The sequence below is a fragment of the Paenibacillus glucanolyticus genome, assembly GCF_037333485.1.
Taxonomy (GTDB): domain Bacteria; phylum Bacillota; class Bacilli; order Paenibacillales; family Paenibacillaceae; genus Paenibacillus_AQ; species Paenibacillus_AQ glucanolyticus.
The window spans coordinates 4,797,686-4,819,274 of the sequence record NZ_CP147845.1 but is presented as its reverse complement, the minus strand read 5'-3'; the positions used below and the strand labels follow the sequence as shown (position 1 = coordinate 4,819,274).

Here is a 21,589-nt window from a genome sequence, read left to right as displayed (position 1 = left end):
TCCCTCCTTTCGCGCTTTACGGCAGAAATGTACCGTCCTTAAGTTAATGTATGCGGGGAAGATGCCGATTCATGACGGTTTTTCATGTGATTTCGGTGAGAGAATGCAAGTATTCTGTTTTTGAACGCAATGGATATGAATTTTTATGATAAGGAGAGGTCATGAATGAAACGGATATCATTAGGTTGGAGTCTTGCGGCAACCATCGCAGGTTGCGGATTCATTTTGTTTGCAGGCGGCACCGACAAGGGGATTGAGGGCTGGCAGCCGTTAAACGACCAACTGGAGCAAGTGGTGGGGGTTGAAGGAGAAAAGGGAATGAAGACGTCCTCCGCGAACTCCCGGAACGGGGCCGTGGAAGATGCTGCTCCAGCAGAGGCTGGTGACGTTCCTGATGCTGCGAAGAAGGCGGACCCTGATACAGGAAGCGAGCCTGCGGGCAACACGAAGGATCTCTCACTAAGCAGCAGCCAAGGTGCTGCTACCGTAAGCGGTTCCCCAGGCGAAACGTCGCCTCCGGCTTCTGTCCAGCCCGAATCCTCTTCGGGTTCCTCCCAGACCGATGGTGGCGCTCTGCAGACGCAGCAACGAGCTTCTGCTAGTGAGTCTGCCGTGGATTCGCCGTCGTCTTCGGTACAGTCCGGATTGATTAATGTGAACACGGCGGATGCAGCGACTCTGATGGAACTCCCCGGCATCGGGGAAGCCAAGGCCCAGGCCATCATCGATTACCGGAAGCAGTTTGGGCCTTTTCGGAGTATAGCGGATTTAATGAATGTCAAAGGCATTGGACCCAAAATGCTGGAGAAGATGAAGCCTTACGTTGGACTTTAGCTATGTGCTACAATAAAGGAGATATCGATAAGAAACAGGTGACAGATGATGAGTGCAGATCAACGTAAAGATTGGGATACGTATTTCATGGATATTGCCTTTATGGTTTCTACCCGCTCCCAATGCCCGCGGCGTCATGTTGGGGCGGTGCTGGTGCAGGGGAAAAAGCTGCTCGGTACAGCATACAACGGCGCGCCGATGGGGGTTCCTGACTGCTCGGAAGCAGGCTGTATGATAGCGGAGGATTACGAGTTGGTTGTGCAGGATGGCCAGGAGCGCATGGTGAAAAAACAGCGCTGTATCCGCACCATTCATGCCGAACAAAACCTGCTGCTGTTCACAGACCGGATCGACAGGGAAGGCAGCACGGTCTATGTGACCGATGAGCCTTGCTGGACCTGTGCGAATATGCTGGCTAACAGCGGCATTGTCGAAGTGGTATTCCACCGCTCGTATCCGAAGGATTCGGGCAAGGTGTCTCGCATGATGGAACAGAAGGGGATTTTGTTCCGGCAGCTTGAGTCGTACGAGCCCCCACGAGAGACATTAATGACTGTAGCGGAATGATGCGTGAAGGATGTCTACGTAATATTTCTATGAAATAGGATGCGAAATAGGAAGTCACAAAGGAAGAACCTTTGGCTGCGATATGCAGGCACAGGTTCTTTTTTTGTTATGACAACGAAAGGATATACCAATTATGAGGCGAAGGCCGTTACTTGTGTTTACTGTTATATGGGTTATGGGCAGCGGGGCTGCATGTATGTACGATGGATGGAGACTGGCCCTGATTGCTGCCGGGCTGATGCTCCTGCTGCTGGCTGTATGTCATTGGGGACGCACGGGACCTTTGTTTGTGTTCTGCATGCTGTGCTCGTTGTGTTGTTCTACCATCTACTGGGAATGGCACGACGCGTTAAATGTAAGTGATTTGGAATTGCGACTTCCCGCAGCAGAGACAGTGGATACTTATCCTGTGACCGCACAGGGCGTGATTTCTTCGCCTGTGGAGGTGGATGGAGACAGGGCCGATTTCAAAGTTTCGCTGCAGAAGGCTGATCTTGGTTTCAGGCAGTCTACATTAACCCACATGAAAACTCATGCTCACCAGGACAATGACCAGGATCTAAAGACGCATGATGTCGTTATGGTTCAAGTCAGATTATTGGACAAGTCCGAGCTGGATATAGTAGGCCAGTGGCAGCGCGGAGATCATATACAGTTAACCGGAGAACTGCAAAAACCGGGTGAAGCGCGAAATTTTGACGGTTTTGATTATCTTCAATATTTGCGCACTCAGAATATGCATTGGATCATCAAGGTCAAGGGCGCCGACCAAGCGCAGATCACACCACCTGACGGCTGGAGCTTAAGCCATATTCTCAGGTGGAATGATTCTGCCCGAGATACACTCGGCGGCAAGCTGGAGCAATTATACACCGGAGTTCATGCAGGTTATATGAAGGGACTTGTTATTGGCAGTCAGGATGATCTGGATCCCGATACATTTATGGAGTTCTCCCGCTTGGGTTTAACACATATTCTTGCGATATCAGGCATGCATGTTGCCGTGGTTGTAGGCTGTCTCTTATTCTTGTGCACGACCCTTCGAATGACGCGAGAGACTTCGCTCACCGTGGTCATGTGGCTGATACCGGTCTATGTTTTGCTTACCGGGGCGAGTCCCTCCATCGTCCGTGCGGGAATCATGGGCATGATCGGCTTGTATGCTGCGAGGCGAAGGCTGTTGAAGGACGGATTGCATATTCTTAGTGCTGCGGCACTTGCCATGCTGCTGTGGAACCCGTATTTTCTTGTCAACGTCAGCTTCCAGCTCTCGTTCATCGTGACTGCAGGCTTGATGATTTTCGTGCCAAAGCTGATGCCGCTGCTGAGATTTATGCCCCGCTGGCTTGCGGGCACTGTAGGCATTACGGTGGTGGCTCAGCTCATCTCTTTTCCGCTCACGATTTATTATTTCAATCAGGTATCGCTCCTGTCTGTCATCGCAAATTTGATTCTCGTTCCCGTCATAAGTCTGATCGTTCTCCCGTTAGGGATGGTGTCCCTGCTGCTCAGCTGGGTATGGATGCGGGGAGCAGGCTGGCTGGCGAATATAACCGAATGGCTGAATCAGCTGACATTTCGTATCGTTGAATGGATGAATGCCTCCTCTGCTTTTATGACGTTGTGGCCATCTCCTTCGCTGGCATGGATATTGGTGTACTATGTTGTCCTGTATGTACTGCTCTCGATTGTGAAGAAGAAGTCAGAGCATCAAGGAGCAGCGATGAATAACTCCGATGACACGGTTCCGTTGGAAGGTCGTGATTCCTTGAACAGCAGAGCAGACTTATCTGAACCGGCTGCCGTGTTTCCGCTTGTGGATCAATGGGCTGGCTCGTTGCGATGGAGGGGGTTCATTACAACAAGTCATTATATCGAGCGCTATGCGGTAAGATCCGTGATCATGCTGCTGTCCGTGGTTTTGGGTGCACTGCTGTATACCGGATATCAATCCCCTTCCATGGGTGGGGCAGGTCTGGTGCAATTTTTGGACGTTGGACAAGGGGATTCGATTTTGGTAACAACTCCGGAAGGCAAGCATATTCTTATTGACGGCGGCGGAACGGTGAATTTTCGCAAGGAAAAGGATGCCTGGAAGGAAAGAAAAGCGCCGTTCGAAGTGGGAGAGAAAGTGGTGGTGCCTTTGTTAAAAAAAAGGGGGGTTCACCAGCTTGAGGCCGTCATTATGACGCATGGTGATCAGGATCATATTGGTGGTCTCTTGGCCGTACTGAAGGAAATTCCTGTGAAATCGGTTGTTTTTAACGGGACCTTGGCCGACTCTGACTCCTTCCGGGAGCTGATGTCAACTGCCGTACAACGGAATGTTCCGATATATCAGGCTGGCGCCGAGCGGGGACCCTGGAAGGTTGACAAGTACACGGACATACAATTTTTGTTCCCTATTTTCCCAGAAAGTGGAGAAACCATAAATTCATTACCGTTGATTAAGGAACAGAATCATGCTTCACTAGTATTTGTCCTTCAGATGAATGGAAGCCGAGTGTTATTTACCGGAGATACGGATCAGGCTGCCGAACAGAAAATATTGCTGCATCTGGAGGAACTGCTGCACGAAGGATCGGGACTCCAAGCCGATAACCCGGTTGATGTCATGAAGGTTGCCCATCATGGAAGCAAAACCTCGACATCGGCGGCATGGCTGAATGCTTGGAAGCCGAGGACGGCGGTAATTTCTGCTGGTGTTAACAATATGTACGGGCATCCGCATACGGATGTGGTAGGACGGCTGGAACGGTCCGGGTCGATCATCTATCAGACCAATCTTCATGGTGAAGTCCAGATGAGGATGAAGGAGAACCATATTGAGATCCGCACGAAGCTTCCATAATGCGCACGGCTGTCCTTGAGACCCGGAATCGTAGTATGATCTATATAGGAAATTGCAGCAGATGACTATAAACTTTATATTTGGTATAGTTAGATGAAGTTTCCTGAAAAAAATAATAGGTTACATACTGCAACATTTTTTTATTCTATCCGTCTGTATGTATGCAGGGAGAGGGGGATCCACTGTGGTGGAGCAGGGACTCATAAGAGCCGCTCAATCGGGCGATCGCGACGCTCTAATCACCCTATTGCGAGAAATTGAGCAACATGTTTACCGAACTGCTTATTATATTTTAAACAATGAACAGGATGCCATGGATGCAGCCCAGGAAGCACTAATACGCGTATATACGAAGATTAACTCCTACGAGGAGAAGGCCCAGTTCAAGACATGGGTCCAGCGAATTGTAACCAACATATGCATTGATAAATTCCGCAGAACGAAGCCGACGGTTTCCATCGATGAACATGATCTGGTGTTTCGGGATAATCTCGATGTAGAACGGGAAGTGATGTCGGGTTATCTCGCTCAGGATATCCAGGAGGCCATTAATCAACTCCCGGATCATCATCGCACCGTCATTGTCTTAAGATATTTGCAGGACCTATCCTACAACGAAATCGCTGATTGTCTGAACCTCCCGCTCAATACGGTGAAATCCTATTTGTTCAGGGCCAGGCAGCAGCTGCAGAATATGCTCCAAGAGCATCAGAAAGGTGGTGTATCAGGATGAATTGCCAAGAGGTGGTGGAACGTATGCACCGGTATTTGGACCGGGACCTTACTTCCGATGAGACGGCCGAAATGTATCAGCATATTGCTCTGTGTCCCATGTGTGCGGAGACCTTTAATATATTGAAATCATTGAATAGAGAGCTTGAGGATCTTCCGGCCGTAACCCCGCCTGTCAGTCTGGTAGATGCTATCATGCCGAGACTTGATGCTATTGACCGTGATCGCCATAACCTTGTCATACCCCCAGCCGTAAAAAACCAGGAGCCTGCAGAGATGATGCCGGAAATTCGGCGTCCACGACGTGCAGGCAGCTGGTGGAGTACGGTTGGCGGGAGAACGGCCATCGGAGCTGCTGCCGCAGTGCTTATACTTGGCGTTGCCATATTCAATAATGAGCCGAAGATGTTATCCGATGCGGAAATTCCATATGAAGAGGCAAGTACGACAAGCGCTGGATCGACAGAGGAATCGACCGAGATCCAGGATCAAGGTACGCCGCAGCTGTTTACCGATGGCGGTACAGCGGCCAATAGCACGGAGAAGGAGGGGAGCGACCCTTCCGACAGCACTCAAAGCTCGGCGTTGGAATCGTCAACCGAATCCGATCCGGATCCGAATGAAACCAAGGGAACAGCTGAGCCGTCGGACGCCCCTAAGGAAACTGGGGAAGAAACGCCGGCACCCGATGCTTCCGTGAAAAAGGACAATGAAGGGGTACCTCAAGCGCCAGAACAACCTGCAACGAGCAACAATGAGGTACCGAAAAGCAATGCTACAAGTCCGTCTGCCCCTCCAGCCAGTGAACCTCAACAGAATAATGAGGGAGTGAATGGGCAGACCCCGCCTTCCGAGTCGGCGGATACGAAGCCAGAGACGCTGTCTCCAAGCAATGATCCTTCAGCAGATGCAGGAGCCGGAAGTGCTGAATCTTCCGAACGGTCAATGGGAATTGCGATGATGCCGGAGCAATGGTCATCTCCGGACGGTCTGTACAGGGCTTCGCTGGAGCTGGATCAGCTGGTCATTTATCGGCTGCCTTCGGGAAGCAATACGTCGCCAGAAGCGATGGAAACACTTGAGAAGATTCCACTCAGCGGCAAATGGGTATCCGGTCAATGGTCTGAGGATGGCTTGACGTTTAAGTACAAAGTGCAGATGAACAGCGAATTGGTTGAATCTGTTTATTCCATAGAGAAGACCGAGCCGCCTGCTGCCACACAACAGAAGAAGCCGAAGCAATAGAAATATATATATAGATAATGAAATCGGCGCACCAATGCCGGGAGATATGAATACACTATATATTAGAGAGAGCATTATACCAACCACAGTCGTATGACCGGCGGCGGGGTGTTTCTAGAGCATTCTTGCCGGCGTTTATATAGATGTGTTGGGACGAAGGGACCTTGCCGCTGCTAAAGCCGAGGTCTCTTTGTTTTTTTGAGGACTCCGGATTGATTGGACATCCAATTGCCGCAAGATTTGATATCGCAAGCGAGTTGATGATGATTTGCGAAATCCTTCTAGTTTTGTTGCCGTTTGTTCAAAAAGCAGATCTCATAATTCTGCCGGTCATCTATCGCTTTTGGGCCCTCTTTTTTGGTATAGTGTACAGTGTAGAAAGGGGGGACGCCGATGGATGCCAAAGCGGCGGCCAAGGCGGTCAAGCAGGGAGATGTGTCTTCCGTCTATTTGCTGTACGGCAGCGAGAAATTTCAAATGAAGGAATTCGCCGAATTTCTGGAAGCCCAGCTGATCCCGAAAGAAGACCGTGATTTTGCCCTGATTCATATGGATTTAGGGGAAGCTTCGATTCAAGCCGTTGTGGAAGAGGCGGAGACGGTTCCTTTTATGGTTCAGAAAAAATTGATATTTGTCCGGGATACGTCTTTTTTTACCGCTGCAAAAGATAACGGGAAAGTGGATCATCGTCCAGAGGCACTGCTGGATTATTTGACCAATCCTGCTGATTATAGTGTGATTGTCTTTATGGTGGGCCAAGAGAAGCTGGATGAGCGCAAAAAGGTAGTTAAAGCCGTGAAGAAGACAGGTGTAGCGCTGTCCTTCATGCCTTTAGGCGGGGAAGAGCTGCTCCGCTGGGTGGACAAGCAGGTGAAGCAAAGCGGCTGCACACTGCGTGAGGGTGCGGCTGAAGCGATTGTTCGTAATGCCGGAACCAGCCTGCAGTCCTTGTCGGGCGAGATCGAGAAGCTGTGTTTATACGCGGGTTCAGGCGGAAGCATTGATATCGCAACCGTGGATATGCTGGTGGCTCGAAGCACGGAACAGAATGTGTTTGCATTGGTCGAGGATATCGCAAATCTCCGGATGGACAAGGCACTCGGTATTTATTACGAGCTGTTGAAACAACGCGAGGAGCCGATCAAGATTGCTGCATTGATCACAAGGCAATTCCGAATCATTCTGCAAGTGAAGACCTTATCCACCCAAAGCTACTCGCAGCAGCAGATTGCATCCACGATCGGACTGCATCCCTATGCGGTGAAGATTGCCGGAGAACAGGCCCGTAAGTTTGAGACGGCTCGTCTGGAAGGCATACTGAACCATCTGGCTAATCTGGATTATCAGATGAAGACCGGGGCTGTGGATAAGGTGCTGGGGATTGAATTGTTTCTATTAAGGCTTGGAGCATAGTCATTTGTTCAACGACACACCTGAATGTTATTGCGAGATCGGAGCGTGCGGCTATCACTAGCGTATGCTCCTTTTATCTCCACAAAAAGCCCTGAGCAGCGTGAACTGTTCAGGGCTTTTTCAATGTCGTATTCAACAAACGTTACTTACGCTTGAGCCGTAAGAGCGTTCAGTCTTTTCGCCAGACGGGATTTCTTGCGGGCAGCTGCGTTTTTATGGATCAGGCCCTTCGTAACGGCTTTATCAAGCTTTTTGGAAGCAGCTTGGAAAGCAGCTTTAGCAGCTTCGATTTCTGTACCGTTCAACGCTACGTCAGCAGTTTTAACAGCTGTGCGAAGCGCGGATTTCTGAGAAATGTTAAGCGCGTGGCGTTTGTCACTTGTCTTTACACGTTTAATCGCGGATTTGATGTTTGGCATTACATTCACCTCCTGTAAGGCATTTCAATAGAGCGAAATGATTCACAACTTAAAATATTTTAGCATGGGGGTGGACAAAAAGCAATACTCATTCGGACTTCTGCATAAACTCCCCCCTACTCTCGCACACTATTAGCAATATGAGGAGGAGTGTGAATTTAGATGGATCTGGATCTTCAAAAATATTCGGTCCGAACGGACCTCGCGGTGGAATCTAGAGAACTGGCCGGTGGCGCAGGCAGTCCAGCCATTCCGGGTTTGCTGGAAGATGTGGTTCAGGAGGACGGAATCAAGATTACGAGGCTTGACGTAGAGAACGAAGCTGCCTCCCAAAAGATCGGAAGAGTGAAGGGTCACTACGTCACATTGGAAGTTCCCGATCTCCGCAAGGGAGATACAGAGCTGCAGGATCAGGTATCGGTTGTGTTCGCACGCGAGTTTGAGGCGTTTATGTCTCGAATCGGAATCGGACCTAAGGCGAGTGTGTTGATTGTGGGGCTTGGCAACTGGAATGTAACCCCGGATTCGCTGGGACCACTCGTTGTCGAGAATGTGATGGTGACCCGTCAGTTTTTTGAGCTCATGCCTGATCGTGTAGCGCCAGGCTATCGCCAGGTCAGTGCGGTTGCACCCGGCGTCCTCGGTCTGACGGGGATTGAATCAAGCGAAACGGTGCAAGGCATTGTGGAGCAGACCCGTCCCGACCTGATCATTGCTATTGATGCACTGGCTTCGCGTTCACTGGAGCGGGTTAACACGACCATTCAGATTGCGGATATCGGAATCCATCCCGGCTCGGGCGTTGGCAACAAACGCAAGGGTCTGACGCAGGACATACTCGGCGTCCCCTGCATTGCGATTGGAGTGCCAACGGTCTGTTATGCCTCCACTATCGTAAATAATGCGATTGAAATGATGAAGTCACATTTCGGCGAGGGAGCACCGGAGACCGGGAAGATCATGGGCATGCTCCATGATATATCGGAGGCGGAGCGGCTTGCGCTCGTGAAGGAAGTACTGGAGCCTTTGGGCCACGACCTTATCGTTACGCCGAAGGAAATTGACGAGTTTATCGAGGATATTGCCAATATCGTGGCATCGGGGTTAAACGCGGCGCTCCATGAGGCCGTGGATCCCGGTAATGTGGGGGCGTACACCCACTAGCTCCAATCTATAAAAGCTCCGAATCTATCGGAGCTTTTATATTTTTCCATGGATCTAGTTCTATCGATTCTCCTCGGTTCATAGATTTGGAATATAAGAGATTACAGAGTCGCGGGAACGGCGAGTAGATGGCCTGATAGCTCCCGGCGAACCGAGGAGGACTTCGTTATGAACAATCGCAAGTTTCGTATATGGAATATTGCCCGACTGAAACGCAAGGTGATGGAAGGTCTGAGCATGGGGCGAACATTAGTCATATTAATGCTGGGCTCTCTTATATTTTTTATTTTACTAGGGCTCGGCGGGATGGCGGAGCAACGGATGAATTCCTCGCCTGTGTCGTCGATGAAAGGTTTGGCCGCTTCCCTATCAAGCCACTTTTTCATTGATATGATCGGAATGGAAATGCCGCATATGACGGCTTCGAAAGAGACTTCAAGTTTCTCCGGGGATAAAATGTCGACCTTCGTCTTTGAACTGCTCACGAGTGTGAATCCCAAAGATCCAAAAAGCCTTCTCGCGGGTGAGCTTCCGGGTATGAAGGCCAATCAACCGGTACAGCTGTCCCACGGCTCTGGCAATGAGGATGGCGAAGCCCCGGCGGACTACCGGCCGGATCCTGCAGCGGAACAGCCGGAAGAGAACCCGGGGGTTACGGGCGAGGAACCGCCGCAAGGAGAGCAGGGCGACAACGGCATAGGCGGTGAAGACGGGCCGGATCAAGGGGCCGAGGAAGAGCCTGGCAGCAAGAATGAACCTGGAAACACATCCAAGGACGGTAAAACCACAGGCGGCAAGAAGGCTGTATTAATCTATCATTCGCATCCGCAGGAGGCCTATAACCCGCTGCTCACGCATCCATCCGATAATCCGGGGGCGGTATCGCCGAGCAAAAACGTTATGCTGGTGGGCAGTTTTCTAAGCAAAAGACTTGAGGCCAACGGGATTGGCACCCTGCATGACAAGAGTGACTATCAATCTACCGTACCGGGGTACAACTACAACTATTCCTATAAATACTCCCGCCAGATGGTCATGGAAGCCATGTCCCAGAATGACGGCATCAACTATCTGATCGATATCCACCGCGATTCGCAGCGTTACAACAAAACAACAGCCACCGTGAACGGTTTGAACTACGCCAAGGTCTACTTCATTATCGGTCATGCGAACGAGAACTGGAGAAAGAACGAGGAGTTTGCAAGTAAAATCAATGCCAAGCTTGAGAAATCCTATCCCGGCGTCTCACGGGGCGTGTGGGGCAAATCCGCAGATCAAGGAAACGGGGAGTACAACCAATCCCTGTCACCGAACAGCATCCTGATCGAAATCGGCGGGATCGACAACACCAAGGAAGAATTACAGCGTACGTCTGAAGCGTTGGCGGATATTATTGCAGATGTGTATTGGCAGGAGCAGGAGGCCCAGAAAGCCAGCGTGAAAAAAGACAGTGATCCAGCGAACAAACGTGCCGCTTCAGCGCCAACCAAAGAAAGCGGCACTGCGGACACTGAGCGTAAAGCAGCCAAGGCAGGCTAAGTTCTGAAAGCTGCCTTGGCAAATACAGGGCAGAGCACACGTGAAATCGGAGGGGGACTTATGATGTCAAGAATGGGGAAACGGTTTGTGGCTCTTATCATTTGGACAGGCATCGGCATATTGGTCGGCATGCAGCTTGGAGGGTCAAGAGCGCCTGTACCGGCAGACGGCGTTTCAGCTGTGCAGAATGTGCAGCAAGGCCATGTTCAAGAGACGCAAGGCGAGACAACCCGAGGGAATGGCTGGGGAGGGACGCGCAAGACCCCGGCGGCATCAGAGTCCACGGCTCAGGAACAGGAAGTCCGTGCATCGGAGCCTGAATTCGAGCCGTCACCCAGCGATATTCTGCTGCCCGAACGCTCAAAACCGCCTGCGGATGTGCTTGCGGACAAGACGGCAGGACTGCTCCAGCAGCTGTCTGACCAGAGCATACGCTGGGTGGTGTCGATGTTCGGATCCATCACGGATTAAATTCACCTTTTTCTCAGCATTGCTGTGCATCCCCTCAACTGGTATAATAAGTTGATTCAAACATCTGGTGGTTGTTGGGGGTTAGGCATGACAGACGTACAAGCAAGACAACAAAAAATTCGTAATTTCTGCATTATTGCACATATAGACCATGGGAAATCGACACTTGCTGACCGTATATTAGAGTATACCGGTGCATTAACCTCGCGTGAAATGCAGGAGCAGGTTCTGGATCAGATGGATCTGGAGAGAGAACGCGGTATTACCATCAAGCTGCAGGCGGTTCGCCTAAATTACAAAGCCGATAACGGCGAGGAGTACATATTGAATCTGATTGATACTCCGGGGCACGTCGACTTTACGTATGAGGTATCCCGAAGCCTGGCTGCTTGTGAGGGCGCGCTGCTCGTTGTTGATGCTGCGCAGGGTATCGAAGCCCAGACGCTGGCCAACGTATATCTGGCACTGGATAACAATCTTGAAATCCTGCCTGTCATTAACAAAATCGATCTGCCAAGCGCCGATCCTGAGCGCGTAAAGCAAGAGGTCGAGGATGTCATCGGGCTTGATGCCAGCGATGCGGTCCTGGCTTCCGCCAAAGCGGGCATCGGTATCAAGGAGATTTTGGAGCAGGTGGTGCAGAAAGTACCGGCACCTACGGGCCATCCGGAAGAACCGCTGAAAGCGCTGATCTTCGACTCCCACTATGATCCATATAAGGGTGTCATCGTCTATGTGCGTGTTATCGACGGAAGCATTAAGGCAGGCTCCAAAATCAAAATGATGGCGACCGGCAAATCTTTCGAAGTCATTGAAGTGGGTGCATTTAAGCCCCGCATGTCCATCGTGGACGAGCTTAACGTCGGAGATGTCGGCTTCATTGTAGCGGGCATCAAGAGTGTAGGCGATACGCAGGTCGGCGATACGGTAACGGATGCCAAGCGTCCGACAGCCGAGCCGCTCCCGGGTTACCGCAAAATCAACCCGATGGTGTTCTGCGGATTGTATCCAATCGAAACGTCAGACTACAACGATCTGCGCGAGGCGCTTGAGAAGCTGCAGCTTAATGATGCATCGCTCAGCTTTGAGCCGGAGACGTCCAGTGCACTCGGATTCGGCTTCCGCTGCGGATTCCTGGGCCTGCTTCATATGGATGTGATCCAGGAGCGGATTGAACGCGAGTTTAACATACCGCTGATCACGACCGCGCCAAGCGTTATATACCGCATTACGCTGACGAACGGGGAGCAGATCCAGATCGATAACCCTTCCCATTATCCTGAGGTCGGCAAGGTTGATTATGTTGAAGAGCCTTATGTTAAAGCAGCCATTATCGTGCCGAACGATTATGTAGGATCGATCATGGAACTGTGCCAAAACAAACGCGGCGAATTCGTCAACATGGAATATCTGGACACAACTCGGGTTACCATTACCTATGAAATTCCGTTATCGGAAATTGTCTACGACTTCTTCGACCAGCTTAAATCCAGCACGAAGGGGTACGCCTCGTTTGATTACGAGGTGTCTGGATATCGTAAATCCAATCTGGCGAAGATGGATATTGTACTCAACGGCGAACAAGTGGACGCCTTGTCCTTTATCGTGCACAAGGACCGCGCGTATCACCGCGGACGGGCCATTTGCGAGAAGCTGCGCGAGCTGATTCCTCGCCAAATGTTCGAAGTGCCGATTCAAGCTTCCGTGGGCACTAAGGTAGTTGCCCGTGAGACGGTGAAAGCGATGCGGAAGAATGTACTTGCCAAGTGTTATGGCGGTGACATCTCCCGGAAGCGGAAACTCCTTGAGAAGCAGAAGGAAGGCAAGAAGCGGATGAAGCAAGTCGGCAGCGTCGAAGTGCCGCAGGAAGCCTTTATGGCCGTCTTGAAAATCGACGACTAGTAATCGGATGGTTCAGCAGGACGTGTTTAGTCTCAGCGAAGCCGCCAGTCTTACAGCTTCACAATGCAAATGATGGGAAAGCCGATTCTCGGCTTTCCTTTCTTTCATTACAAGAGGCGTAGCGTTATAGTAGAGAATGAACTTCTGTAATTACTTAAGTAAGTCGTGCAGGAGGCTGCACATAAGGGGGCAAGAAAAAGAATGATGGCAATCGATAAACGGACGGAAGCAGTATACATCCATATTCCGTTCTGCACCAATAAATGTTTTTACTGTGATTTCAACTCCTATGTATTAAAGGATCAGCCAGTTATGGATTATCTGCATGCGCTGGATAAGGAAATGGAACTGACCGTTAAGGCCAATCCTCCGGGCATCATCAAGAGCATATTTGTGGGGGGAGGAACACCGACGGTTCTCAAGCCGAATGAAATGGCATATTTTCTGCAAAGCGTGAGGCGGCATTTTCCCGAATGGACGGAGGATATTGAGTTCTCGATGGAAGCGAATCCCGGTACTACGGATTTGGAGAAATTGTCCGTCATGCGTGAAGGGGGCGTGAACCGGATCAGCTTCGGGGTGCAGGCCTTCCAGAACAGCTTGCTGACTGGCATCGGGAGAATCCATGATACGGATGACGTGTACCGGAGCCTGGACAACGCCAGACAAGCAGGCTTTGACAACATGTCCATCGATTTGATGTTCGGACTTCCGAACCAGACTCTGGAGATGCTGGCGGAAAGCGTGGATAAGGCCTTGGCACTGGGGCTCCCCCACTATTCGATATACAGCCTGAAGGTGGAAGAGAACACATTGTTCCATACGATGTACCAGAGAAACCAGCTGCCGCTTCCGGACGAGGAGGACGAGCTGAATATGTACCTTCTCTTAATGGAACGGATGAAGGCGGCCGGATATAAGCAGTATGAGATCAGCAATTTTGCCAAACCCGGATTTGAGAGCCGTCATAACATGACCTACTGGCGGAACGAGGATTATTATGGACTGGGCGCAGGAGCGCACGGATATGTAGGCCGTCAGCGTCACGTGAACATCAAAGGGGTCAATCCCTATAATGAAGCAGCCAACAAAGGACTCCCGAGACTGGAAAGCTTTGAGGTGTCAAGGGAAGAAGCGATGGAGGATTTCCTGATGGTTGGACTCCGTGTGCTGGACGGTGTATCACGGACCCGATTCCAGCAGCAATTCGGTGTTCCCATGGAGCAGGAATTCGCCCGTCCGCTGGATAAAATGGTGGGGGCTGGGCTTCTGGATTCCACGGAAGACGGCTATAAGCTGAGCAGCAAAGGAATTCTGTTTGGCAACGATGTGTTCGCCGAATTTATAGGGAGTCTGTCGACAAATTAATCTATTGAACTTATATGCGCTCTGTTGTATATTTATTCATAACATGACGGAGCGTGTAAAGGGGAGACGGACAACATGTCGGCGGTATGCAGAAAAGCAAAGCTTGAGGATGTCGAGCCGCTGTATCAGATGATTCAGGGATATGCCGAGAAGGGGATCATGCTGCCCCGGTCCAAAAAAGTGCTGGAGAAACAGATCGGAGAATTCGTGGTTGCGGAATCCGATGGACATGTTATCGGCTGTGGTTCATTGTGTCAGCTCGGAACCGATTTGGTTGAGATCCGATCACTCGGCATCTCTGAAGGTTATAAAGGAAAGGGCATCGGCTCGATGCTGGTGGATTCCCTTTTGGAAGAGGCGAAGCGTCGTGAGCTTCCGAAAGTGATGGCCTTGACGTACGAGGTATCCTTTTTCATCAAAAACGGCTTTGACGTCGTTGAGAAGGAGATTTTCCCGGAGAAGGTGTGGACCGACTGCATCCATTGCAAGAAGCAGCACGCCTGTGACGAAATAGCTGTTCTTAAAGTACTGAACTGACTTGACAATCCTCAGGTCGGTTTGGTATTTTTGTTATATCGGTTAGCACTCGATGACGATGAGTGCTAACGAAAGCGAAATTTAGCAGTCAGCAAGGAGGGGAGCGACATGTTAACAGATCGTCAGCGCATGATTTTGAATGCCATTGTGGATGACTATATCCGTTCTGCTGAGCCGGTAGGTTCGAGAAGCATTTCCAAACGCGGGGATGTGGGTTATAGTCCGGCTACCATTCGAAATGAGATGGCTGATCTGGAGGAGCTCGGGTTTTTGGAGCAGCCTCATACGTCAGCTGGACGAATTCCGTCTCATAAGGGATATCGTTATTATGTTGATCATCTCGCGTCGTCGTTTTCCTTGAACGCTGCGGAGCTGCATTTGATGAAATCATTTTTTGCAGAAAAGCTGAACGTGATGGAGCAGATGATTCAGCATACAGCCGGCATTTTGTCTCAGATGACTAATTACACTTCCATCCTGCTGGGACCGGAAGTTTTTCATACGTCTTTGCGTCATTTCCAGCTTCTTCCTCTTCATGAGGACCAGGCCGTAGCGATCATCGTAACCAGCACTGGGCAAGTCGAGAACAAGATTGTTTCCATTCCCAAGGGCGTGTCCGTTTCGGAATTGGAGCAAGTGGTGAACCTTCTGAACAAGAAACTTGTCAACGTGCCTCTATATAAACTCAAGACCCGTTTGTATACGGAGATTGGCGAGGAAATGCAGCGGCATATTTCGCATTACGAGGATCTCATGAGCATGCTCGATATTGCGCTTAATAACGAACCGGACCACCGCGGTGTGTATCTTAGCGGTACCACCCATATGCTGAATCAGCCCGAGTTCAAGGATGTGGATAAGGTAAGGGAAATCTTTGAGCTTCTGGAGCAGACGCCCGCCCTGATGAAGCTGATGGCACCGGCTCCTGGGGAGCACGGCATTCAGGTGAAGATAGGTACGGAGAATACGCATGAAGCGATCTCCAACTGCAGTTTAATAACGGCTACCTATTCCATCGATGGCAAAGCGCTTGGTTCCATCGGAATACTCGGCCCTACACGAATGGAATATGCACGGGTGATCGGCATCTTGAATGTATTATCCCATGACCTGACGAAGCTGCTGTCACACTGGTACAAATAAAGGAGTGAGACAGATGAGCCAAGGACAACATAGCCAAGTGGATGGAGATGAGCGGTACTCTACGCTGCTGAACAATAGTAATGCCGTCCGGGCTGTCACGTCCGCTGTGGAAGGTACTCTTGGGCCCAAGGGGCTGGACGTGATGCTGGTGGGTCCTCGCGGTGAAGTCGTCATTACCAATGACGGTGTCACGATTCTGGATAAAATGGATGTCACCCATCCGGCAGCCCGCCTTCTCATACAGGTGGCGCGTGCCCAGCAGGAGAAGATCGGGGATGGCACCACAACCGCTACCGTGCTTGCAGGTGCCCTGGTACAGGAAGGCGTATCCCGCATTACGCGGGGTGTCCCGGCTTCCAAGGTGGTGGAGGGTCTGCGTCAGGGAATCGAGACGTCTTTGCGGTTGTTATCTGACCGGGTTCGGGTCATTGACGGACTGGACGATCCGCTGCTTGAGCGGACGGTGTACGTTGCTGGCCGTGAACGCAAGGACATTGTGGAATTAATCATGCAGGCTGCACACAAGGCCGGAATTAATCGGCTCCAGGACCCTTCCTACTCGCTTGCAGACAGTATAATTGCTCTGGAGAATGCCGAGAATGAAGTGTTTGAAGGGGTTCTGCTGCGGCAGAGGCCGATCTTCGCCCGCGAATCACAATCATATGATGATGCCAAGGTGCTTGTGCTGTTCGATTCCCTGGAGCCGGATGAGATAGACGAAGAGGCGCTGACAACGGAAGCCGGGTTTGCGCAATATATGGATCTTAGGAAAGTGTTCGCTTCGGATTTAGAGAAGATGTCGGAGTTGTCCGTAAAACTCATTCTGCTTGAAAAAGGAATCCACCCCGATGCAGAGCAGTTCTGCCTCGACCACGGCATGATGGTTGTGCCGCGCGTATCGCGTGCGGATCTTCGGCGGGTAAGCGACATGACGGGGGCTACTCCCATACGCCGGAAGGCGTTACATAAAGACTCGAAGGAGCTTGCGGCTCTTCTGGGCCATACCCCGCGTGTCTCTTATGATGAAGGGATTGAGAAGATCCGGCTTGCATGCGGCAATCAAGACCGTATTGTGACGGTCATTGTCGGTGCAAGCACCTCTGAAGTGGTGGGCGAGGCCGCCCGAATCGCGGGAGACGCAGCATCGGCTCTGCAGGCGGCCGTATCCGGCGGGGTGCTTCCAGGCGGCGGGACAAGCGAACTTGCCGTGTCCTACGAGTTGGAACGGATCCGGGAGGCCCAGAAAGGCATGGAAGCCTTCGGGATGGAGGCCGTTTCGGCGGCGCTGCGCAAGCCGATGTCGCAGATCCTTCTGAATGCCGGTTACAATCCGCTTGAGAAGATGGAAGAAGTGCGCGCAGCACAAATTCGTGCCATCTCCGATAGTATGGGTATTGATTGTGACAGCGGCCGTGTTGTGGATTATGAGGAGCTTGGGGTGCTTGATCCGGCTCCGGTCAAACTTCACGGACTGCGGGCAGCCGGCGAAGTAGCGGCTGCCGTGCTTCGGATTCATCATGTAATCAAGATGAAGGAAATAGGCGAATAGCGTAATCCCATAAATGAATCACAGACAACCTGGTTTAGAATATGAAGGAGGTGAAGGCGTCTTGAATAATGAGCATAAGGATGCCGTTCAAGATACAGTATCAGAGGAAATAGTAGAAGAAATGTTGGAGAACACGCCAGGCCCGGGTGAGGGTGAAGTAACCCCTGAGCAGGAGATTCCTGTAACGGAATCTTCGGATGAGGCTGGTTCTGTCGAGCTTGAGAAACTTCAGGCTGAAGTGCTGGAGCATCAGCAGCGTGCGCTGCGAGTGCAAGCGGATTTCGATAACTTCCGCAGGCGTACACAGAAGGAGAAAGAGGAGCTTGGTAAATATGCTTCCTCCAAACTCATTACGGAGCTTCTGCCCGTGATTGACAACTTTGAACGTGCCCTTCAGGCATCCGGTGACAATCCGGAGTTTGAATCCTTCTCCAAAGGGGTAAACATGATTTTCCGTCAACTGGAATCCGTTCTGGCAAGCGAAGGCTTGACGGCGATGAACAGTATCGGCGAGCCGTTTAATCCGGAGTATCATCAAGCGATAATGCAAGTGGAAAGCGATGAATTCGAGGAAGGCATCGTGGTCGAGGAAGTGCAGAAGGGCTACATGCTGAAAGACAAAGTATTGAGACCTGCCATGGTTAAAGTGAGCATGTAAGCGACTCTCGAATGGTCGTTTATCATATAAAAAAATGATCAATATCATACGAAGATTCGTGTGAATGAATAAGGAGGAAAATTTTTCATGAGCAAAGTAATTGGTATCGACTTAGGAACAACCAACTCCTGCGTAGCCGTAATGGAGGGTGGGGAAGCAGTAGTTATCCCGAATCCGGAGGGTGCTCGTACAACCCCGTCCGTCGTCGGATTTAAGAAAGATGGCGAGCGTGTTGTTGGGGATACAGCCAAACGTCAAGCGATCACCAACCCGGATCGTACCATTATCTCCATCAAGCGTCATATGGGTACGAATCACAAAGAAACCATCGATGGCAAAGACTACACACCGCAAGAGATTTCCGCAATCATTCTGCAGAAGCTGAAATCCGATGCGGAAGCGTATCTTGGCCAAACCGTAACCCAAGCCGTTATCACGGTTCCTGCATATTTTAATGACAGTCAGCGTCAAGCAACCAAGGATGCCGGTAAAATCGCGGGTCTTGAGGTTCTGCGTATCGTTAACGAGCCGACGGCAGCTGCTTTGGCATACGGTATGGAAAAATCCGAAGACCAAACGATTTTGGTATATGACCTTGGTGGCGGTACATTCGACGTTTCTATTCTGGAACTCGGCGATGGCTTCTTCGAAGTAAAAGCAACCAGCGGTGACAACAAACTCGGCGGAGACGATTTTGACCAAGTGATCATCGACTACCTGGTAGCAGAATTCAAAAAAGAGCAGGGCATTGACCTGAGCAAAGACAAGGCTGCCGTTCAACGTTTGAAAGACGCAGCTGAGAAAGCGAAAAAGGAATTGTCCGGCGTACTTACAACAACGATTTCCCTGCCGTTCATCACCGTTGCTGATGGCGTGCCTCAGCATTTGGAGATCAACCTGACTCGTGCTAAATTCGAAGAATTGTCCGCTTCACTTGTAGAGCGTACGCTTGGACCAACTCGTCAAGCGCTTAGCGATGCAGGTTTGACGGCTAATGATATTCATAAAATCGTACTTGTCGGCGGTTCTACCCGTATTCCAGCCGTACAAGAAGCCATTAAGAAATTGACAGGCAAAGAGCCTCACAAAGGCGTAAATCCTGACGAAGTGGTCGCGCTTGGTGCCGCTGTTCAAGCGGGCGTATTGACTGGTGACGTTAAAGACGTGGTTCTGCTCGACGTAACTCCACTGTCCCTCGGTATCGAAACCGCAGGCGGCGTATTCACCAAAATGATCGATCGCAATACGACAATCCCAACAAGCAAATCCCAAGTATTCTCCACGTATGCCGATAACCAGCCGAGTGTCGAAATTCACGTGCTTCAAGGTGAGCGCGAAATGGCTGCCGGCAACAAAACATTGGGACGCTTCATGCTTGGAGATATTCCTCCAGCACCGCGCGGTGTACCGCAAATCGAAGTTACCTTCGATATTGATGCGAACGGTATCGTCAATGTTTCGGCTACGGATAAAGGCACTGGCAAGAGCCAGAAGATCACCATCACGTCTTCCAGCGGCTTGAGTGACGCTGAAGTTGAACAAATGATGAAAGATGCTGAGCTTCACGCCGAGGAAGACCGTAAACGTAAAGAGCTGGTAGAAGCTCGCAACAATGCGGACCAACTCGTATACACCACAGAGAAAACCATCAAAGACCTTGGAGACAAAGTTGATGCGGCCGAAGTGGAAAAAGCGAACGAAGCGAAAGAGAAAGTGAAAAAGGCGCTCGAAGCCGATAACCTGGAAGAGATTAACGCTTCGGTTGAGGAGCTGACTCAAATCGTGCAGCAGCTGTCCGTGAAGCTGTATGAGCAAGCAGCACAAGAACAGCAAGGTGCTGAAGGTGCTGACACTGGCGCTCCGAAGAAAGACAATGTCGTTGATGCAGATTACGAGGTTGTTGACGAAGATAAAAACAAAGGTTAATCTGAATAGATTGTATGGGAAGGTCAAAGCTGCGCATCTTCGCACTTTGGCTTTCCTTATGTAAAGAGTAATAAAGAGATTGGGGTGAAACCGTGGCTGATAAGCGTGATTATTACGAGGTGCTCGGTGTTGGCAAGGATGCATCGGATGATGATATAAAGAAGGCGTACCGCAAAATGGCTCGCCAATACCATCCGGATGTAAACAAAGCGGCTGACGCGGAAGCCAAATTCAAGGAAGTGAAAGAGGCTTACGATGTATTGAGCGATGGTCAGAAGCGTTCGACTTACGACCAGTACGGTCATGTCGATCCGAACCAAGGAATGGGCGGAGGCGGCTTCTCCGGTGATTTCGGCGGTTTTGGAGATATATTTGATATGTTCTTTGGCGGCAATGGACGCCGTGATCCGAATGCGCCTCAGCGGGGGAACGATCTGCAGTACACCATGACGGTAGAGTTTAAGGAAGCCATATTTGGCAAGGAGACGGATATTAATATCCCGAGAACCGAGACCTGCGATACCTGTCATGGTTCCGGTGCCAAACCAGGCACGCAGCCTCATACCTGCTCGGTATGTAATGGCAGCGGACAGCAGGAGGTTGTGCAAAATACGCCATTCGGACGTATGGTGAACCGCCGTGCTTGCTCCAACTGTAACGGAACCGGAAAGATTATCAAAGACCGCTGCTCGACTTGTCATGGCAATGGTAAAGTGAAAAAACAGCGCAAAATTCATGTTCGTGTACCTGCCGGTGTGGATGACGGAGCTCAGCTGCGCATGACAGGCGAAGGCGAAGGCGGATTACGCGGCGGACCGGCCGGTGACCTGTATATTGTTATCCGTGTGAAGCCGCATGATTTCTTTGAACGCGAAGGGGACGACATTTATTGCGAAGTACCGCTTACCTTTGCCCAAGCCGCGCTTGGCGATGAGATCGAAATCCCGACGCTGACCGAAAAAGTGAAGCTGAAGATCCCGGCTGGAACACAGACCGGCACCTTCTTCCGACTGAAAGGCAAAGGGGTACCGCGGCTGCGCGGCATGGGACAGGGCGACCAGCATGTCAAAGTCGTGGTTATCACGCCAAGTAAGCTGAGTGATGAGCAGAAAGAACTGCTTCGTCAATTTGCTTCGCTTGATGGCGAACAGACTCACGAACAGGAACAGTCTTTTTTTGACCGTGTGAAAAAAGCATTCCGTGGTGACTAATACCGATATAGGGATATTCCCTTTCATAGCACGAAATATAACAGCAGGCTGAAGGATAAC

The 21,589-nt window shown here is 50.7% G+C and carries 18 protein-coding genes; 17 read left to right on the top strand and 1 reads right to left on the bottom strand.

The features are described 5' to 3' along the window. Positions 1–165: 165 nt before the first annotated feature. The 6 genes from WDY75_RS22700 (at position 166) to holA (ending at position 7,642) form a co-directional block, all read left to right on the top strand. Positions 166–834 (top strand): ComEA family DNA-binding protein, encoded by a 669-nt coding sequence (locus tag WDY75_RS22700; protein ID WP_063478930.1) that lies wholly within the window; start codon positions 166–168, stop codon positions 832–834. 48 nt (positions 835–882) lie between these two features. Continuing rightward, positions 883–1,401, top strand: a complete 519-nt coding sequence (locus WDY75_RS22695; protein WP_006208991.1) for a deoxycytidylate deaminase — start codon at positions 883–885, stop codon at positions 1,399–1,401. 196 nt (positions 1,402–1,597) lie between these two features. Next, positions 1,598–4,252 (top strand): ComEC/Rec2 family competence protein, encoded by a 2,655-nt coding sequence (locus WDY75_RS22690; RefSeq protein WP_063478931.1) that lies wholly within the window; start codon positions 1,598–1,600, stop codon positions 4,250–4,252. A 184-nt stretch (positions 4,253–4,436) separates the two neighbouring features. After that, positions 4,437–4,985, top strand: a complete 549-nt coding sequence (locus WDY75_RS22685; protein WP_036644490.1) for an RNA polymerase sigma factor — start codon at positions 4,437–4,439, stop codon at positions 4,983–4,985. Beyond that, positions 4,982–6,229: a zf-HC2 domain-containing protein gene (locus tag WDY75_RS22680; protein WP_063478932.1), complete on the top strand. Its 1,248-nt coding sequence runs from the start codon at positions 4,982–4,984 to the stop codon at positions 6,227–6,229. The genes WDY75_RS22685 and WDY75_RS22680 overlap by 4 nt, the downstream gene beginning before the upstream one ends. A gap of 393 nt (positions 6,230–6,622) precedes the next feature. Further along, positions 6,623–7,642: a DNA polymerase III subunit delta gene (holA, locus tag WDY75_RS22675; RefSeq protein WP_063478933.1), complete on the top strand. Its 1,020-nt coding sequence runs from the start codon at positions 6,623–6,625 to the stop codon at positions 7,640–7,642. Between the two features lie 146 nt (positions 7,643–7,788). Here holA and rpsT read toward each other — a convergent pair whose 3' ends face one another. Then, a complete protein-coding gene (rpsT, locus tag WDY75_RS22670; RefSeq protein ID WP_006208995.1) occupies positions 7,789–8,061 on the bottom strand; it encodes a 30S ribosomal protein S20 in 273 nt (90 codons plus the stop codon). A 162-nt stretch (positions 8,062–8,223) separates the two neighbouring features. Between rpsT and gpr the strand changes: the two genes are divergently transcribed. From gpr to dnaJ, 11 genes are all read left to right on the top strand, one after another. After that, the gene (gene gpr, locus WDY75_RS22665; RefSeq protein WP_036644484.1) at positions 8,224–9,225 is read left to right on the top strand and encodes a GPR endopeptidase; all 1,002 of its coding nucleotides are present in this window, start codon (positions 8,224–8,226) and stop codon (positions 9,223–9,225) included. A gap of 168 nt (positions 9,226–9,393) precedes the next feature. Beyond that, positions 9,394–10,764: a stage II sporulation protein P gene (locus WDY75_RS22660; RefSeq protein WP_063478934.1), complete on the top strand. Its 1,371-nt coding sequence runs from the start codon at positions 9,394–9,396 to the stop codon at positions 10,762–10,764. A gap of 60 nt (positions 10,765–10,824) precedes the next feature. Next, a complete protein-coding gene (locus WDY75_RS22655) occupies positions 10,825–11,235 on the top strand; it encodes a hypothetical protein (RefSeq protein WP_063478935.1) in 411 nt (136 codons plus the stop codon). 87 nt (positions 11,236–11,322) lie between these two features. Beyond that, positions 11,323–13,137 carry a translation elongation factor 4 gene (gene lepA / locus WDY75_RS22650; protein ID WP_006208998.1) on the top strand — a complete coding sequence of 605 codons (1,815 nt, stop codon included), beginning with the start codon at positions 11,323–11,325 and terminating at the stop codon, positions 13,135–13,137. A gap of 201 nt (positions 13,138–13,338) precedes the next feature. After that, positions 13,339–14,505, top strand: coding sequence for a radical SAM family heme chaperone HemW (gene hemW / locus WDY75_RS22645; protein ID WP_006208999.1), 1,167 nt, complete (start codon positions 13,339–13,341; stop codon positions 14,503–14,505). Between the two features lie 75 nt (positions 14,506–14,580). Continuing rightward, the gene (locus WDY75_RS22640; RefSeq protein ID WP_006209000.1) at positions 14,581–15,042 is read left to right on the top strand and encodes an N-acetyltransferase; all 462 of its coding nucleotides are present in this window, start codon (positions 14,581–14,583) and stop codon (positions 15,040–15,042) included. Positions 15,043–15,150: 108 nt separating this feature from the next. Beyond that, positions 15,151–16,185 carry a heat-inducible transcriptional repressor HrcA gene (hrcA, locus tag WDY75_RS22635; RefSeq protein ID WP_006209001.1) on the top strand — a complete coding sequence of 345 codons (1,035 nt, stop codon included), beginning with the start codon at positions 15,151–15,153 and terminating at the stop codon, positions 16,183–16,185. A gap of 13 nt (positions 16,186–16,198) precedes the next feature. After that, positions 16,199–17,734, top strand: coding sequence for a TCP-1/cpn60 chaperonin family protein (locus WDY75_RS22630; protein ID WP_006209002.1), 1,536 nt, complete (start codon positions 16,199–16,201; stop codon positions 17,732–17,734). A gap of 61 nt (positions 17,735–17,795) precedes the next feature. Further along, a complete protein-coding gene (grpE, locus tag WDY75_RS22625; RefSeq protein ID WP_063478936.1) occupies positions 17,796–18,392 on the top strand; it encodes a nucleotide exchange factor GrpE in 597 nt (198 codons plus the stop codon). A gap of 87 nt (positions 18,393–18,479) precedes the next feature. Further along, positions 18,480–20,318, top strand: a complete 1,839-nt coding sequence (dnaK, locus tag WDY75_RS22620) for a molecular chaperone DnaK (protein ID WP_006209004.1) — start codon at positions 18,480–18,482, stop codon at positions 20,316–20,318. A 92-nt stretch (positions 20,319–20,410) separates the two neighbouring features. Next, positions 20,411–21,529, top strand: a complete 1,119-nt coding sequence (dnaJ, locus tag WDY75_RS22615; RefSeq protein ID WP_006209005.1) for a molecular chaperone DnaJ — start codon at positions 20,411–20,413, stop codon at positions 21,527–21,529. The last annotated feature ends 60 nt before the right edge of the window (positions 21,530–21,589 follow it).

What these genes read in the sequence shown, in the direction of transcription:
- WDY75_RS22700 (WP_063478930.1), top strand. Translation starts at nt 166, where the DNA reads ATGAAACGGATATCATTAGGTTGGAGTCTTGCGGCAACCATCGCAGGT.
- WDY75_RS22695 (WP_006208991.1), top strand. Translation starts at nt 883, where the DNA reads ATGAGTGCAGATCAACGTAAAGATTGGGATACGTATTTCATGGATATT.
- WDY75_RS22690 (WP_063478931.1), top strand. Translation starts at nt 1,598, where the DNA reads ATGTACGATGGATGGAGACTGGCCCTGATTGCTGCCGGGCTGATGCTC.
- WDY75_RS22680 (WP_063478932.1), top strand. Translation starts at nt 4,982, where the DNA reads ATGAATTGCCAAGAGGTGGTGGAACGTATGCACCGGTATTTGGACCGG.
- holA (WP_063478933.1), top strand. Translation starts at nt 6,623, where the DNA reads ATGGATGCCAAAGCGGCGGCCAAGGCGGTCAAGCAGGGAGATGTGTCT.
- rpsT (WP_006208995.1), bottom strand. Translation starts at nt 8,061, where the DNA reads ATGCCAAACATCAAATCCGCGATTAAACGTGTAAAGACAAGTGACAAA.
- gpr (WP_036644484.1), top strand. Translation starts at nt 8,224, where the DNA reads ATGGATCTGGATCTTCAAAAATATTCGGTCCGAACGGACCTCGCGGTG.
- WDY75_RS22660 (WP_063478934.1), top strand. Translation starts at nt 9,394, where the DNA reads ATGAACAATCGCAAGTTTCGTATATGGAATATTGCCCGACTGAAACGC.
- WDY75_RS22655 (WP_063478935.1), top strand. Translation starts at nt 10,825, where the DNA reads ATGATGTCAAGAATGGGGAAACGGTTTGTGGCTCTTATCATTTGGACA.
- lepA (WP_006208998.1), top strand. Translation starts at nt 11,323, where the DNA reads ATGACAGACGTACAAGCAAGACAACAAAAAATTCGTAATTTCTGCATT.
- hemW (WP_006208999.1), top strand. Translation starts at nt 13,339, where the DNA reads ATGATGGCAATCGATAAACGGACGGAAGCAGTATACATCCATATTCCG.
- WDY75_RS22640 (WP_006209000.1), top strand. Translation starts at nt 14,581, where the DNA reads ATGTCGGCGGTATGCAGAAAAGCAAAGCTTGAGGATGTCGAGCCGCTG.
- hrcA (WP_006209001.1), top strand. Translation starts at nt 15,151, where the DNA reads ATGTTAACAGATCGTCAGCGCATGATTTTGAATGCCATTGTGGATGAC.
- WDY75_RS22630 (WP_006209002.1), top strand. Translation starts at nt 16,199, where the DNA reads ATGAGCCAAGGACAACATAGCCAAGTGGATGGAGATGAGCGGTACTCT.
- dnaK (WP_006209004.1), top strand. Translation starts at nt 18,480, where the DNA reads ATGAGCAAAGTAATTGGTATCGACTTAGGAACAACCAACTCCTGCGTA.